We start from the raw sequence: 14,281 nt of genomic DNA, 5'->3' as shown, positions 1-14,281 counted from the left end.
GGAGCCGACAGGCTCGATGATAGCTGGGTGTAGATACAGTCCGCGTAGCCGTGCCGACTGCGAATGAAACTGCATCTCAACGACATTGGAATAGCAGGGGCGGTGGTCGGAAAAGATCGTGAAACCGAACTTCGGCTCCGAAGGCTGCCGCCGGAATCGGGCGATTCGTCTGTTGTGTGTCCGCTTCTCACTGCACGTGCGCACGGTGTCGTCCTTTCTCGGCTGATCCCGGCATCGGTGACTCGACGACTCCGATGGCAACGAACGCGGCGAGCGAGGTCGCGACCAGTAATGCCGCCCCGACGGATACGAGCAGCCACAGGCCGGGGTAGTGCTGTACCAGGAGCCAGCCGCCGACGGTGGCGGCCGCGGTGATCACGACGACGACCGAAAGGGACTGCACCGGAAGTAGTCCGGGGATGGGCATGCTTCGCGCTATCACGATCCACAGCAGGACGAGGGTGGTTCCGATCGTCGCGACCGTGGAGATGGCAGCTCCGTCGTACGACATCCGTGGGATCAGCACGAGGTTCAACCCGATGTTCAGGGCCAGGCCGACCAACGCAACCACGGGGTAGTGACGCTGCATCCCGGCCGAGGCCAGCAGAAAGATGCCCAGCATCACCAACGACATCAGTGCCGCGCCGATGACGAGCAGCCGGGCCGCGTGCGCTCCGTCCACGAATCTGTCGCCGTACAGGAGGCCGATCAACGGCTCGGCCGACGGTACGAATGCCGCCACGGCCATTGCACCGAAGACTGCGAACAGCAGTGCGGCTGAACGTGTGCGCGCTCGAAATGCAGTGGTGTCGTGAGGCCACGACGCCACGAGCAGGGTGCTGATCGGTGCCACTGCCGCCAATACGAAGGTGTCGATCATGTCGGAGAATTTGTAGCCGATCGAGTACAGACCGACGGCCTCGAACGTGTCGAGGAGGCTGAGCATCAGCATGTCGATCTTGAGCATGGCAATGGTGAGGGCGAAGCCGATGGCGAGGGGCACGGCCTCCCTCAGATACGGACCCCAGCGGCGCACCTCGATGTGCCTCGACGGTCGCAACCCCATGGAACGGTTGCCTATGCCGAAACCCTTGGTGATCAGTTTGAACACCTCGTTGACCACAGCCGGCAGTACGAAGATCAGCAGAGTGGGAGCGAGCACGGCCGCCAACACGGTCAAGGCCAACTGGATTGCCTGACCGGCACTTTCGGCCACCGCCACCAGAATCAGCCGGTGACGACTCTGGAAGAGGACGCTCAAGGCGTGGCCCGGTGTGGCGAACACGACCACCAGTCCACCCAGCACCGTCGCGAGGACCACCTCGCTCGGATACTGCAGCAGGAGAACGTATGCCACGGCCAGTACGTAACCCACCAGTCCGAGGGCAGTACGCAGGGCCAGAAACGACGACGCGGTTCGACCGATTTCCTCGGGATCGTCGTCCATCAACTTCGCCAGCACGACGCGTCCGACTCCCAAGTCGGTGACGACGGACATCAGGCCCAGCAGTGCGAAGACGAAACTGAACTGACCCCAGTCGTCCGCACCGAGGGACCTCGCGATGACGACACTGCCGACCCAGCCAAGCGCAGCGATGATCACTCTGCTGATCAGAACGGCAATCGTCGCCTTGGCTGCGGCCTTCGGATCCGCTGCGATCGAGCGGTAGTCCGGGGGCTGCTCGGTGCCGTCGAGCGCGAGCTCGTCCGACATCAGACCACGCCCGCGGCTCGATACGCGTCGGCAGTGAGCTCAGCCGTTCGACGCCAACTGATCTCGCGAGAGGCGTCGGCTGCCGCGCCGACGAGGGCTGCGCGTGCATCCGCGTCGAAAGCGATGGGTTTCATCGCGTGCACCCAGTCGTCCACGTTCTCCGATGCGACGAGCACGGCACCGTCGCCGACGACGTCGGGGAGGGCACCGACTGCACTGGCGACGACCGCGCCACCCGAGGCCATGGCCTCGACGGGTGGGAGCCCGTAGCCCTCGTAGCGAGAGGCGTACGCGGTGACGGTCGCAGCTGCATAGAGGGCAGGCAGGTCCTCGACATCGACGTACCCGAGCCCGCGGGAATTGCGAGGAGCGTGGGGACCGGTCGAGCCGGCTCCGGCCAGCAGGCACGGGATACCCAGACTCTCCGCTGCGTCGGCCACCAGCTGAACGTTCTTGCGAGGCTCCACCGTTCCGACCTGCATGACGAAACGGTCCGGTAGGTCGTACTTGGACCGAACAGCGTCCACTCGGCTGTCGGTGGGGACTTCTGCCCACGCTGCGGGTGCCAGGCCGACGACGGTGGCGTCGCGGCCGCTGACGGCCTTGATCCGGTCGGCGGTGAACTGCGAGACAGCGATGAGCAGATCGGCACGGCGCAGAGCTCGCCGCACCAGTCGCTGTTCACCGAGCGCGCGAAATCTACTGGAGGCCGACGGCATGTCGATGACCGAAAGATCGTGCACCGTGGCGACTGTGAAGGCCTTCGTGAGAAACGGAAGGTCGACGTCCAGGCCGTGTACGACATCGCACCGGCCGACGGGGAGTGCGCCGAGCACCGCCCGAGCCGCGCCGCTGGTGACAGGCCGTTCCATCGCCCGAACCGAGGGTGGCAGCTCGCCGACGGCGTCGCGCTGCACGACCGCGGTGAGATCGGCGTCGGGCAGACGATCCGGTAGCTCGTTCAGGAGCTCGCGAATGTAGGTCTGTACTCCACTTCCGCCCGGCCTGAGGGCGAGCGCCCCGAAGACGATTCGTGTTGCGCTGCTGCGCATCCCACCACTCCTAACAAGAGCCAGAAATAGACATCGATCGGAAAGATCTCGAAATACGTGGAGACCAGACTGGCGAACATGGCGGCGACGATCGAAGCGCCGACGCCGAGAGCGAGCGCCCCGTCGTCGCCCCGTAGTGCCCGGGACAGGCGTGTGCACCACAGCAACGACGTCACCAACAGCGCCACCACCGCCCAGAGGCCGATCGGCCCCAGTTCGAGCAGGGCCTTCACGTAGTAGTTGTCGGGTTGGTAATTGGTCGAGAGTCCTGATTGCGTGAACGCTCGGCCCTCGGCGGTGGAAATGCGGTCTGCCGCAGATCCACTCGATCCCAGACCCGTGCCGAACGGATGAATCAGGATGCTGGCGATGATGTTGGCCCAACCGTCACCGCGTTGACCCAGACTGCTGGACGAGAAGAAGACCGACGTGATCTTGGGTACGAAGGGGACCGTGACGGCGACGGCCAGAGCCGCCAGAGCAAACGGCGCGGCGAGGTATCGAAAACGCACGGCGATCAAGTAGATGACCCCGACCGCGAGCCCGAGAATCGCTCCACGCACGATCGAACTGGACATCGCGACCACCATCATCGGAGACGCGCAGAGAAACAACAAGTTTCGACGACGGCGCGGATCGGCCAGTGCGACCGCACCGCCGACGAGCAACGCCAACATCACGTACAGCCCGAACGGGAACGGCAGGTTGAACGTGCTGAACGTGCGCAGCAGCCCGCCCGATGTTCGGACCTGCGTGCCGTATTCGTAACCCAGCGACACCAGTGCGGCGGGCCCGGCCACCAGTTGAGCGATGCCGACGGCAGACGTGAACACACCCATGCCCATCAGAACCGAGACGAGGTGGTCACGGTCCCTGGCGTCGAACGGCGCGAGCCACATGACGACCACCAGCAGAACGTAGAAGAAGGTGACCTTGATGCCGAACAGACCGACTATTCCGAACGTGGCGAATGCAGACACGCTGCCGAACACGACGAAGACCGCGGCCGCCGGCCACCACGGCACGAACACCCGCGCAGGCGAGCCGGGGACATGTCGTGGTCGGCGTAACCACGCACACAGAACCGTGAAGACGACAAGGCCTTCCTTCCAGCCCGACACAATCCCGGGAAGGGGAACGAGAACCAGAAGTCCGTGCAGTGGAACCAATCCCGCCAACAGCAACACTCCACGTTGCGGGCGGCGGTAGATGGCCGATGCCACCGCGCAGCCGAGCACGAGGACCACCGCTGCGCCGAAAGCAAGCGCAACGTACGTGATCACGGGGTGACCCGAACGTGGCGGTGTTCGGCGTAGACCACGATCAGTCCTCGGCGCGTTTCAGAACGGCCAGCACGGTGAGGAACAGGATCTTGACATCGAGCCAGATGGACCAGTTCTCGATGTAGTAGTTGTCCCACTCCGCGCGGTCGGCAATGGAGGTCTGGCCGCGAAGACCGTGCACCTGCGCCCATCCCGTCACGCCGGCCTTGACCCGGTGCCGTTCGCCGTACCGACGGATCTGCATCTCGAACAGGTCCACGTATTCGGGCCGCTCCGGCCTGGGGCCGACCAAGCTCATGTCGCCACGAAGGACGTTGAGCAGCTGGGGCAGCTCGTCCAACGAGGTCTGTCGCATGATCTTTCCGATACGGGTTCTCCGGTCGACACCCTCGACGCCGCCGGGCGCGTCCCCGGCCTTCCGCTCGAACGCCGCGTCGGATGCCCGCGGGGGCCGCATGGACCGAAACTTCAGGCAGTCGAACGGCAACCCATCCCGGCCGATTCGCTCCTGCGCGAAGAAGATCGGGCCGGGGGAGCTCAGGCGCACGAGCAGCATCAGCGTCAGGAAGACGGGGGAGAGCAGCAGGAGTCCGAATGCCGTCAGGACTCGATCCAGTACACCCTTCAGGGCGAACTGCCACCCCTTGGGATTGACGTGCGGCAGCACCATCAGCGGCAAGCCGCCGATGTGTTCGACACGAGTGTTGACGCCGACGGCGTCGTACAGCCTGGGCACCACCCACACCCGCATTCCGAGTCGGTGCGCAGTCCTGATCGCGCCGACCAATACTCGGTCTTCTGTCGGAGCGAACGCAACTATCAGCTCTTCCGCACCGGTCCTGCGCGCAATTGCCTCGAAATCACTCGGGAGCCCGAGGTGCGGCAGATCGGGGAGCTCGCCCCCCGGCGAGACGTCGGCGATCGGGGCTTCGCCGACGTAGCCCACCGGAGCGAGACCGTACTCGGGGAATTGTCTTGTGCGAGAGACGAGTTGGTGCGCAATCGGATCGTTGCCGAGCACGATGGTGGGGGCAGCGGAGCCGAACTTGGTGCGCAGCATGCGCTGGACGACGATGCGAATGAGACGGGCGATCGCGATCGTGAATGCGCTGAGTAGCCACAGTCGCAACACGACCGCGCTGGGCCGGTAGTCGGTGTCGGACAGGAACATCACCACCGTCAACGCGAGCACAGCGAACGCAACAGCCGTTTCGGCCGGACCGATCTCGTCGAGGAAGTTACGACGAAGGCTGCGCCTGTACATCGACTTGCCGGCCATGATTCCGATGAGCAGCGGCAGGAAGAGCCATGGCAGCCAGCCGGTCTCGACGAGACTGCCCGAGTACCACAGCAGCGCTCCGGCCACCGCGACCGCGGCACCGAGCACGTCGACCGCGACGTTGATCGCGGTGTTCAACGGATCGGCCCGTAGTCGGTCCGCGAGTGCGCGACGGGCTACGACGACGTCGGGCTCGGCAGCCCGCGGGCGAGTGTGCGGTGATTCCAGTGTTTCGGGCACGGCTTCTTCCGGTGGTTAGTTTCGAATGAGGTCGGTCCTGAATATCCCAATTAATGTATACCGCCAGGAAAGAGGACACCCGGTCGACTTCATGAAAAAAACTCGAAGTCGGTTGTAGGTCGAAAATGCTAATGCCCGTCGGGGAAATCGACCTTTATTCGAAAACTCGCTCGCGAATAATCCAGGCCAAATCCTGAAGAATCTGGATGTGACCGGTCGTCCACTGCCGCGGCTGTCGATCCCACACACAGAGGGTGCCCACGGAATGGCCGTCGTCGTCGACGAGCGGAACTCCGAGATAGGACACGAGCAGATTGCCCTGGACCGACGGATGGTCCTTGAGGACGTCGTTGAGCCGCGCATCCTCCACCACCAGTGGTTGGCCGAGGTCGATCGCGTAGCGGCAGATGGACCCGTCGAGAGGAACCTCTTGCGCGCCACCGAGTTCCGACGGAAGTCCGAGTGCACTCTTGAAGTACTGACGTCGGTCGTCGAGCAGAGAGAATGCGGCCGACGGGGCGCTCAAGGCATCGGCGACCATCGCGACGATCCGGTCGTAGCCGGCGTCGGAACCGGTGTCCATCAAACCCGTTCGAGCCACTGCGGCCAGCCTGTCGGGGTCGTCGATCGGGGTACCGAACGCCCGGGTCACCTCGGCGGGGCCGACGCCCTTCTCCGCGCCGGCCTGTAGAGCCCGGAGCAAAGCACCGACCTCGGAATCCTGATCGTCGGACAGTTCACGAACGAGTCGATCGACCACGGCCCGCCGAATGAATTCTTCGGTCCCGAGGCCGGATTTCTCCGCCTGCCGGGCGAGTAACTCGTTGAGACGCTCGTCGAAACCGGGAAATCCTGTTGTCATTGGGCATATGGTAGTACAGGCAATGTCGTCCTACCGATGACTGCGGGGTCGAATTCTGCGTCAATCCGAATCGTTGCCATAATTGCCACAAAGCGTATGACAATCCGTTTCGGCGAAGATCGCCTACCGGTGTTGCTATCATCCCGCAGATGAAAGCAAATGCTCCTCTGCGGGTGATGGCCGTTCTTGCGGCTCTGGTGTTGCCGTTCGCTGCCACGCCGGCAGTGGGTGCAGCTCCCGTCGTGCGGGCTCAGGCCGGTCCGGTGAACTGTGGCGGACAGTCCGACGCCATCCGGATCGGAGTCTCGCCGGGCGCGTCGATAGGTAGCCTCTCCCCGGCAGATCTGGATCGCGAACTGACGCTTGCCAAAGCCGCAGGAGCCTTCGCGGTTCGTCTCGATATCGATTGGTCCGCAATCGAATCGACACGGGGCGCTTTCGATTGGAGCCGAACGGACCGAGTGATCGATGCCGTCGTGGCCCACGGGATGTGCCCGCACGGCATCATCGCCTACACCCCCAGATGGGCGCGAGTAGCTGCCGCGGTCAACGATTCTCACTCCCGTCCTGCAAACCCGTCCACTTACGCGGCTTTCGCCAAGACGGTGGTTCAGCGGTACCAGAACCGCATCAAGATCTGGGAAGTATGGAACGAGCCGAACATCGTGACGTTCTTCAAGCCTGTTCCCGACGTCACGGCGTACTCGGCGCTGCTTCGAGCGGCCTACACGGCGATCAAACAGGTACAGCCCGGTTCGACCGTGCTCGTCGGGGGGATGGCACCGTCCGAGGACACCAACGGCAACATCGCGGGTACGTCGTTCCTGTCGAAGATGTACGCGCAAGGATCCAACAAGTACTTCGACGCCTTCAACGTGCATCCCTACACGTGGCCGTTCCTACCCAACGACCCCAGCACAGCGTCATGGAACACCGCCATGAAGATGTGGTCGATGCGAGACACCATGGTTGCCGGCGGTGACAGTGGCAAACAGATCTGGATCACCGAATTCGGCGCACCGACCGGGACCAACCCCAACAGCGTCAGCGAGCAGGTGCAATCGGACAGCATCGGGATCGTCCTCGACGCCGTCCTCGGCAACGATTGGCTCGGACCGGCTTACGTCTACAGTCTCCGAGACGCCGGGTCCGACACCGCCGACACCGAACAGAACTTCGGCTTGGTTCGCAGAGACTGGACCCCCAAGATCGCCTACGGTCGCGTCGATGCCTACGCCGCGGAGCATTCGGTACCGTAGATCCAACGATTCCGCTGCCGGTGTTCGTGGGCTATGGTTCGCCCATGAATTCGCAGCCGGGGGGCGCGGTCCCTGATCGTAAGGACATCACGTTCGACTCGAACGGCGTCGACTGTGCGGCGTGGCTGTACCTGCCCGACAGCACCGAGCCGGCCCCGGTGATCGTCATGGCGCACGGTCTCGGCGGAACCCGGGGAATGCGACTCGACGCCTACGCAGAACGATTTCGCGCCGAGGGCTACGCGTGCCTGGTGTTCGACTATCGGTACTTCGGAGACAGTGGCGGGCGACCGCGACAATTGCTCGATATCGAGTCCCAGTTGCAGGACTGGGCGGCAGCGATCGCGTGCGCCCGGGGTCGGCAGGACGTGGACGGTTCGCGAATCGTGTTGTGGGGCTCGTCGTTCGGCGGTGGCCACGTCATCGTCGCGGCAGCACGGGATCAGCGTGTCGCCGCGGTGGTCGCGCAGTGTCCGTTCACCGACGGCATCGCCTCCGGGCTCGCTTCGAACACATGGACCTCGGTCAAACTGTCCGTGCGGGCCGTGCGCGATCTGCTGGGATCGGTGATCGGGCGGCCGCCGGTGATGGTGGCGACCGCCGGACGACCGGGGACTACCGCATTGATGACGTCACCCGACAGTTACGACGGGTACCTCGCGCTCGCTCCGGACTCCGACGAGTCGTTCCACAATCGGGTTGCCGCCCGCTTCGCGCTGCAGATCGTGCGCCATCGGCCCGGACGTCGAGCGAAGGACGTCCGCTGCCCGATACTCTTCGTCGTCTGCAACACGGATTCTGTGGCACCGGCGAAGGCCACCCTGCGATACGCCCGGACAGCCCCGCTCGGCGAGATCGAAACCTACGACGCAGGCCATTTCGACATCTATCTCGGTGCTGACTTCGAGCAGGTGGTCGCAGACCAAATCGCCTTCCTCCTGCGCACTGTCCCGCCGCTGGTGGCTGCGGATCAGTAGACGTCGCGCACGTACCGCTTCTCCGCAGCGAGAGCCTTGACGTACGCCTCGGCGCTGCTCGGGGCCAGCTTCCCGTGCTGTGCGACCACGCCTTTCAGGGCCGCATCCACGTCTTTGGCCATTCTCGACGCGTCGCCACAGACATAGAAGTGGGCACCTCGGTGAATCCAGTTCCACAGCTCGCTGCCGTGTTCGCGCATGCGATCCTGCACGTAGACCTTGTCCTTCTGATCCCGGGAAAAGGCGACGTCGAGACGGTCGAGCGACCCGTCGCTCAGCATCGCGGTGAGTTCGTCGCGGTAGTAGAAGTCGGTGTCCGCGTGTTGTTCGCCGAAGAAGAGCCAGTTCGGGCCGGTGTGCCCGAGCGCGCGCCGCTCGTGCAGGAACGCCCGGAACGGTGCAATGCCGGTGCCGGGACCGACCATGATCATCGGCGTGGCGGGATCCTCGGGCGGTTTGAAATGGGTCGATTTCTGTACGAATATCCCGATGTCATGGTTGGCGGCATGGTCGGCCAGATACGTCGAGCACACCCCGCGTCGAGCGACACCGTGCACGTTGTATCGCACAGCCGAGACGGTCACCTGCACCTCCTCGGGATTCTCTTTCGGGCTCGACGAGATGGAATACAGACGCGGCTGCAACGGCTTGAGAACGCCGAGCCAATCGTCCACCGACGCGCGAACCGGATGTGCGGCAAGTACATCGATCGATTGCCGTCCCCACATCCAGTCGGCGAGCGTGTGTCTGTTGTCCGGATGCAACATGGCCTCGAGGTCGTCGTCCGCGGTACGCCGGTGCACGAACTTCAACAGATCCGGTGTGGCACGGGCGATCTCGAGGTGCCGACCCAACGCCGTACGGAGCGGCATTTCACCGTGCTCGGCCAGGTCGACGACGGCGTCACCGTCGAGTCCGGTGGCACCGAGCCACTCCTGCACGTACTGGTCGCTGTTGCGCGGCCAGACCCCAAGTGCGTCACCCACCTCGTATTCGAGGGTGCCCGCAGGAAGGTGGAACCCGAGTTGACGGACGTCTTTGAGCGATCCGCGTGCGGTGAGCACTCGATTCCGAACGAGGGTGGTCACCAAGGGCGACTTCTTGCTGTACCGCGGTCCTACGTCAGCGGCCGCAGGCCGACATGCGGGTGCCCCAGGCTCGGCCGGCGCGGTGGCGGGATCGGACGTTGGCGAGTCACCTGCCAGCAGCGCGCTCACCGAGTCGAGCCACTCGGCGGCCTCGTTCTCGTAGTCGGGCTCGAGGTCGACCCTGCCGAGTAGTCGCCGCGCGCCGAGTTGCTCGAGGCGTTCGTCGATCTTGCGGCCGTGCCCGCAGAAGTCTGCGTAGCTCGAGTCGCCGAACGCCAGCACGGCGTAACGGATTCCGTCCAGTGCGGGTACCGAATCGGTTGTCAGGCTCTCCCAGAAGGTTGCGCCGTTGTCGGGTGCTTCGCCGTCCCCGGTGGTACTGCTGACGATCAACACGTCGGCCTCGGCCGGTAGTCGGTCTGCGGTGAACGAGTCCATGGAGTGTTCGGTGACGGCAGACCCAGCAGCTCGCAGATGAGAAACACTGGACTGGGCGAACTCCTCGGCAGTTCCCGTCTGCGAGGCCCACAGCAGGAGCAGTGGTCTGCCCGCTGCCGACGAGGTGTCCCCGGCGGTTGCTTCGGTGCCCGGCGAGGGAGTGCGCGAGAACAGGCCTGCGAGAACACCGTCGAGCCACGCGTGCGTCTCGGGAGTCAGCGGGGTCTTTTCGGGCAGCGTGGGGGTTCCCGGCGCAGAACGGGCGGCGTCGGTCCGAAGTCCCTCCAGCAGGCCTGCCATGTAACTTTGTTCGATGACGGTGAACGGTTCTGCGGGTCGGCTCGGGCGGCCGACCAACACGGCGAGAGCGTCGACCGGATCGTGTACGACCTCGGACGTGTTGGGCGAATCCGATTGAGCAGCAGATACTTTCGTCAGCGACACCGCGCAGGCCTTGAACTCGGGTTGCTGCGAGTAGGGATCGACGGCGTCGTTGGTCACCGCGTTGATCGCCAGGGATTCACCGAACTCGTCGCTCCAGTGGAACGGTGCGAAGCAGCCGCCGGGTAAGACTCGATCGGTGACCACGGCGGGCAGTACCGCACGGCCTCGACGCGACGACAGTTCGACGGTATCGCCGTCGGACAGATCGAGCCGGCCGGCATCGGTCGGGTGTATTTCCACGAACGGGCCGGGGTTCAGTTTGTTCAGCTTCGCGACTTTGCCGGTCTTGGTCATGGTGTGCCACTGATGGGGGAGTCGCCCCGTGTTGAGCAGGAACGGATAGTCGTCGTCCGGCATTTCGGCCGGTGCCATGGCGGGTCGGGCGAGAAACTGCGCTCGACCGCTCGCGGTGGGGAACGACAGGGCAGGAATCGAGCCGTCCTCCGACACCCGCAGGGTTTGGCTCACTCCGTCGTTGAGGTACCGGATGGGGTGTCTGGTGGTAGTCGACTCGGGCGGGCACGGCCACTGAATCGAACCCTCGCGGAGCCCGTCGTAGGTGACGCCGCGAATGTCGTAACCGGTGGCGGGGTTCGAGAACTGCTTGATCTCCTCGAAGATCTCTTCGGCACTGGAGTACGTGAACGACTTGGAATAGCCGAGAGCGCAGGCCATGTCGGCGATGATCTTCCAGTCGGGGAGTGCTCCGCCGGGTGCATCGACAGCCGGCTGGAACAGCGTGAGGTTCCGCTCGGAGTTGACCATGACACCATGGGCCTCGGTCCACAGCGCAGCGGGCAGCATCACATCGGCGTATCGGTTGGTCTCGGTGTCGGCGAAGGCGTCTTGGGTGATCACCAGTTCGGCACGTTCGAGACCGTCGATCACGGTTGTTCGATTGGCCACGGACGCAACAGGATTGGTGCAGATGATCCAGCAAGCTTTGATGTCGCCCGCAGCCAACTTCGAGAACATCTCGATGGTTCCACCACCGACGTCGGTGCGCAGTGTTCCGGGCGGGATTTTCCAGGCCTGCTCGACGAACGCGCGGTCGGTGTCGTTGGTGACCGCCCGTTGGCCCGGCAGTCCGGGACCCATGTATCCCATTTCCCGGCCACCCATCGCGTTCGGCTGACCGGTCAACGAGAAGGGGCCGCTTCCGGTCCGGCAGATAGCACCCGTTGCCAGGTGGAGATTGCACAGTGCGTTGGTGTTCCAGGTGCCGTGGGTGGACTGATTGAGTCCCATCGTCCAACAGCTCATCCAGTTCTCGGCAGTCCCGATCATCTCCGCTGCTGCACGCAGATCTTCCTCGGCGAGACCGGTTGCAGCGCAGACCTTCTCGGGGGTGTAGTCGCGAAGAAACTCCGGCATCGCGTCCCAGCCGTCGGTGAACTGGGCGATGAAGTCAGGGTCTGTGTTTCCGCTGTCGACGATCAGAGCCAGCAGGCCGTTGAGCAGCGCCAGATCGGATCCCGGTTCGAGCATGAGGTGCAGGTGCGCCTTGTCGGCGGTGGCGGTGCGCCGCGGATCGACCACGATCAGTTTCGCACCGGCCTTGACCCGGTCCATCATTCGCAGAAACAGGATGGGGTGGCAGTCGGCCATGTTGGAGCCGATGACGAGGAACACGTCGGCGTTGTCGAAGTCTTCGTACGACCCCGGCGGACCGTCGGCTCCGAGTGACTGCTTGTAGCCGGTCCCCGCGCTGGCCATGCACAATCGTGAGTTGGATTCGATCTGATTGGTACCGATGAACCCTTTGGCCAGTTTGTTCGACAGGTACTGAGCCTCGATCGACATCTGCCCCGATACGTACAGCGCAACGGAATCGGGTCCGTGTTCGTCGAGGATCGTGCGGAGCCTGCGGGCAGTATAGGTGATGGCCACCGAGGTGTCCGTACTCTCCGGCCGGTCACCGCGCCGGTGGCGAATTCGAGCCTTGTCGAGGCGGCCCGGCGCGGCAAGCATGTCTGCGGTGGTGCTTCCCTTGGTGCACAGTCGGCCGAAGTTCGCCGGGTGGGTCTTGTCGCCGACCGACTTGGTGACCGTGGGCCCGATCGGCAGCGTCGACTGGGAGCTCGACTGGGACTTCGCCGCCGACGGCCCACCGACCTCGAGCACCATGCCGCATCCCACGCCGCAGTATGCGCAGAGTGTCTTCACCGTGGTGACCATGGCTTCCACAGTGCCCGGTGCAGTGTGCACGGCCATTACACATCGGTTAGCCGGATATGACGTTGTCCTCACCGGGCGTCGAACGAGGCGGTGATGTGCGTTCGCGGCACCGCCCTGTGTGGCAGGGAGGTAACACCAACTTTCTGCAGTGCGATTGGTACTCGAACGTTATTCGTCGAACGGGCTGTCGAGTGGAATGTGTGGATTCTGCGCTGGCAGAATCGTCCGGGTCGGGCTCGAAGTGGGAAGTGGTGTGTTCATGAGGGTGTCTCGAGGATTCGTTCTCGCCGCGGTGGGAGTTGTCGCTTCGGTGGCAGTGCTGTCCGGGTGCAGCTCGCAGACGGACATCTCCGAACCCTCCGTTCCGATCGATTCCAACCCGATGACCGAACTGATGAAACCGAAGCTGACCGCGAGCGTGCTCGACGGAGCAGTCGGATTCTCACCGGCGGACCCGGTGACCGTCTCGGTTGCGGACGGCAAGTTGTCCTCGGTCACCATGCTCAACCCCGACGGCGAGCCGGTATCGGGAGCCATTGCTCCGGACGGGCTGTCGTGGACCAACACCGAACCCCTCGGCTACAACCGCGAGTATCGAGTGCAGGCCGATGCGTACGGACTCGGAGGATCGTCGAGCACGGTGTCGAGCTTCACCACCAGCCAGCCGGGCAATTTCACCAAGCCCTACGTTCTGCCGAACCCGGGCGACGTGGTGGGTATCGGGCAGCCTGTCGCGGTCCAGTTCGACGAGGCGATCACCGACAAGCTTGCTGCCCAGAATGCGATCACGGTCACCACGACGCCGGCCGTGGAAGGTGCGTTCTACTGGGTGAACAACAAAGAGGTTCGCTGGCGACCGCAGAACTACTGGGCACCGGGCACCAAGGTCGACGTGGCCGTCAACGTGTACGGGCGTGATCTCGGTGACGACATCTACGGCCAGGAGAATGCGACGACGTCGTTCACGATCGGCGACGCGGTCATTGCCACTGCGGACGACAACACCAAGCAGGTGACGTTCAACGTCAACGGCCAGGACGTCATCACGATGCCGACGTCGATGGGCAAGGACTCCACCCCGACGGACAACGGCGTCTACATCATCGGTGATCGATTCGAGCATCTCGTCATGGATTCGTCGACCTACGGTGTGCCGGTCAACTCGTCCACCGGGTACCGCACTCCGGTCGACTGGGCGACGCGTATGTCGTACAGCGGCATCTTCTTCCATTCCGCACCGTGGTCGGTGGGGCAGCAGGGCTACTCCAACGCCTCGCACGGGTGTCTGAACCTCAGTCCGACCAACGCCAAGTGGGTCTACGACAACACCAAGCGCGGTGACATCGTCGTGGTCAAGAACACCGTCGGTGGAACGTTGTCGGGCACCGATGGTCTAGGCGACTGGAACATTCCCTGGGACGAGTGGAAAGCGGGCAACGCCACCACGGTCTGATCGGTATCGATCGG

9 protein-coding genes are annotated in these 14,281 nt (G+C 63.9%); 3 read left to right on the top strand and 6 right to left on the bottom strand.

Annotated features, from left to right (window positions below):
- Window positions 1-187: 187 nt before the first annotated feature.
- The 5 genes from CH262_RS16795 to CH262_RS16775 all read right to left on the bottom strand — a co-directional run bounded on the left by CH262_RS16795 (window position 188) and on the right by CH262_RS16775 (window position 6,430).
- On the bottom strand, window positions 188-1,714 hold the full coding sequence (locus CH262_RS16795) for a flippase (protein ID WP_094717970.1): 1,527 nt from the start codon (window positions 1,712-1,714) through the stop codon (window positions 188-190).
- Window positions 1,714-2,766: a glycosyltransferase family 4 protein gene (locus tag CH262_RS16790; RefSeq protein ID WP_032384508.1), complete on the bottom strand. Its 1,053-nt coding sequence runs from the start codon at window positions 2,764-2,766 to the stop codon at window positions 1,714-1,716. Before CH262_RS16790 ends, CH262_RS16795 begins: the two co-directional genes overlap by 1 nt.
- Window positions 2,676-4,049, bottom strand: coding sequence for an O-antigen ligase family protein (locus tag CH262_RS16785; RefSeq protein ID WP_094717969.1), 1,374 nt, complete (start codon window positions 4,047-4,049; stop codon window positions 2,676-2,678). The genes CH262_RS16790 and CH262_RS16785 overlap by 91 nt, the downstream gene beginning before the upstream one ends.
- 40 nt (window positions 4,050-4,089) lie before the next feature.
- Window positions 4,090-5,568: a sugar transferase gene (locus CH262_RS16780; protein ID WP_236254153.1), complete on the bottom strand. Its 1,479-nt coding sequence runs from the start codon at window positions 5,566-5,568 to the stop codon at window positions 4,090-4,092.
- 154 nt (window positions 5,569-5,722) lie between these two features.
- Window positions 5,723-6,430, bottom strand: a complete 708-nt coding sequence (locus CH262_RS16775) for a GAF domain-containing protein (RefSeq protein ID WP_048318572.1) — start codon at window positions 6,428-6,430, stop codon at window positions 5,723-5,725.
- A 149-nt stretch (window positions 6,431-6,579) separates the two neighbouring features.
- Between CH262_RS16775 and CH262_RS16770 the strand changes: the two genes are divergently transcribed.
- Both CH262_RS16770 and CH262_RS16765 read left to right on the top strand, forming a co-directional pair.
- Window positions 6,580-7,689 (top strand): endo-1,4-beta-xylanase, encoded by a 1,110-nt coding sequence (locus CH262_RS16770; RefSeq protein WP_094717968.1) that lies wholly within the window; start codon window positions 6,580-6,582, stop codon window positions 7,687-7,689.
- A 44-nt stretch (window positions 7,690-7,733) separates the two neighbouring features.
- Window positions 7,734-8,666: an alpha/beta hydrolase gene (locus CH262_RS16765; protein ID WP_032389275.1), complete on the top strand. Its 933-nt coding sequence runs from the start codon at window positions 7,734-7,736 to the stop codon at window positions 8,664-8,666.
- Here CH262_RS16765 and CH262_RS16760 read toward each other — a convergent pair.
- A complete protein-coding gene (locus tag CH262_RS16760) occupies window positions 8,660-12,850 on the bottom strand; it encodes a bifunctional nitrate reductase/sulfite reductase flavoprotein subunit alpha (RefSeq protein WP_094717967.1) in 4,191 nt (1,396 codons plus the stop codon). The two genes, CH262_RS16765 and CH262_RS16760, sit on opposite strands and share 7 nt — an antisense overlap.
- Before the next feature lie 223 nt (window positions 12,851-13,073).
- On the opposite strand from CH262_RS16760, the gene CH262_RS16755 reads away from it, so the two are divergent.
- Window positions 13,074-14,267, top strand: a complete 1,194-nt coding sequence (locus CH262_RS16755; protein ID WP_032370364.1) for a L,D-transpeptidase — start codon at window positions 13,074-13,076, stop codon at window positions 14,265-14,267.
- Window positions 14,268-14,281: the final 14 nt, after the last annotated feature.

It is taken from the genome of Rhodococcus sp. 05-2255-1e (assembly GCF_002259025.1).
In the GTDB taxonomy this organism is placed as follows: Bacteria; Actinomycetota; Actinomycetes; order Mycobacteriales; family Mycobacteriaceae; genus Rhodococcoides; species Rhodococcoides fascians.
Note: the sequence above shows the minus strand (reverse complement) of the source record. Positions and strands in the feature narration are given on the sequence as shown.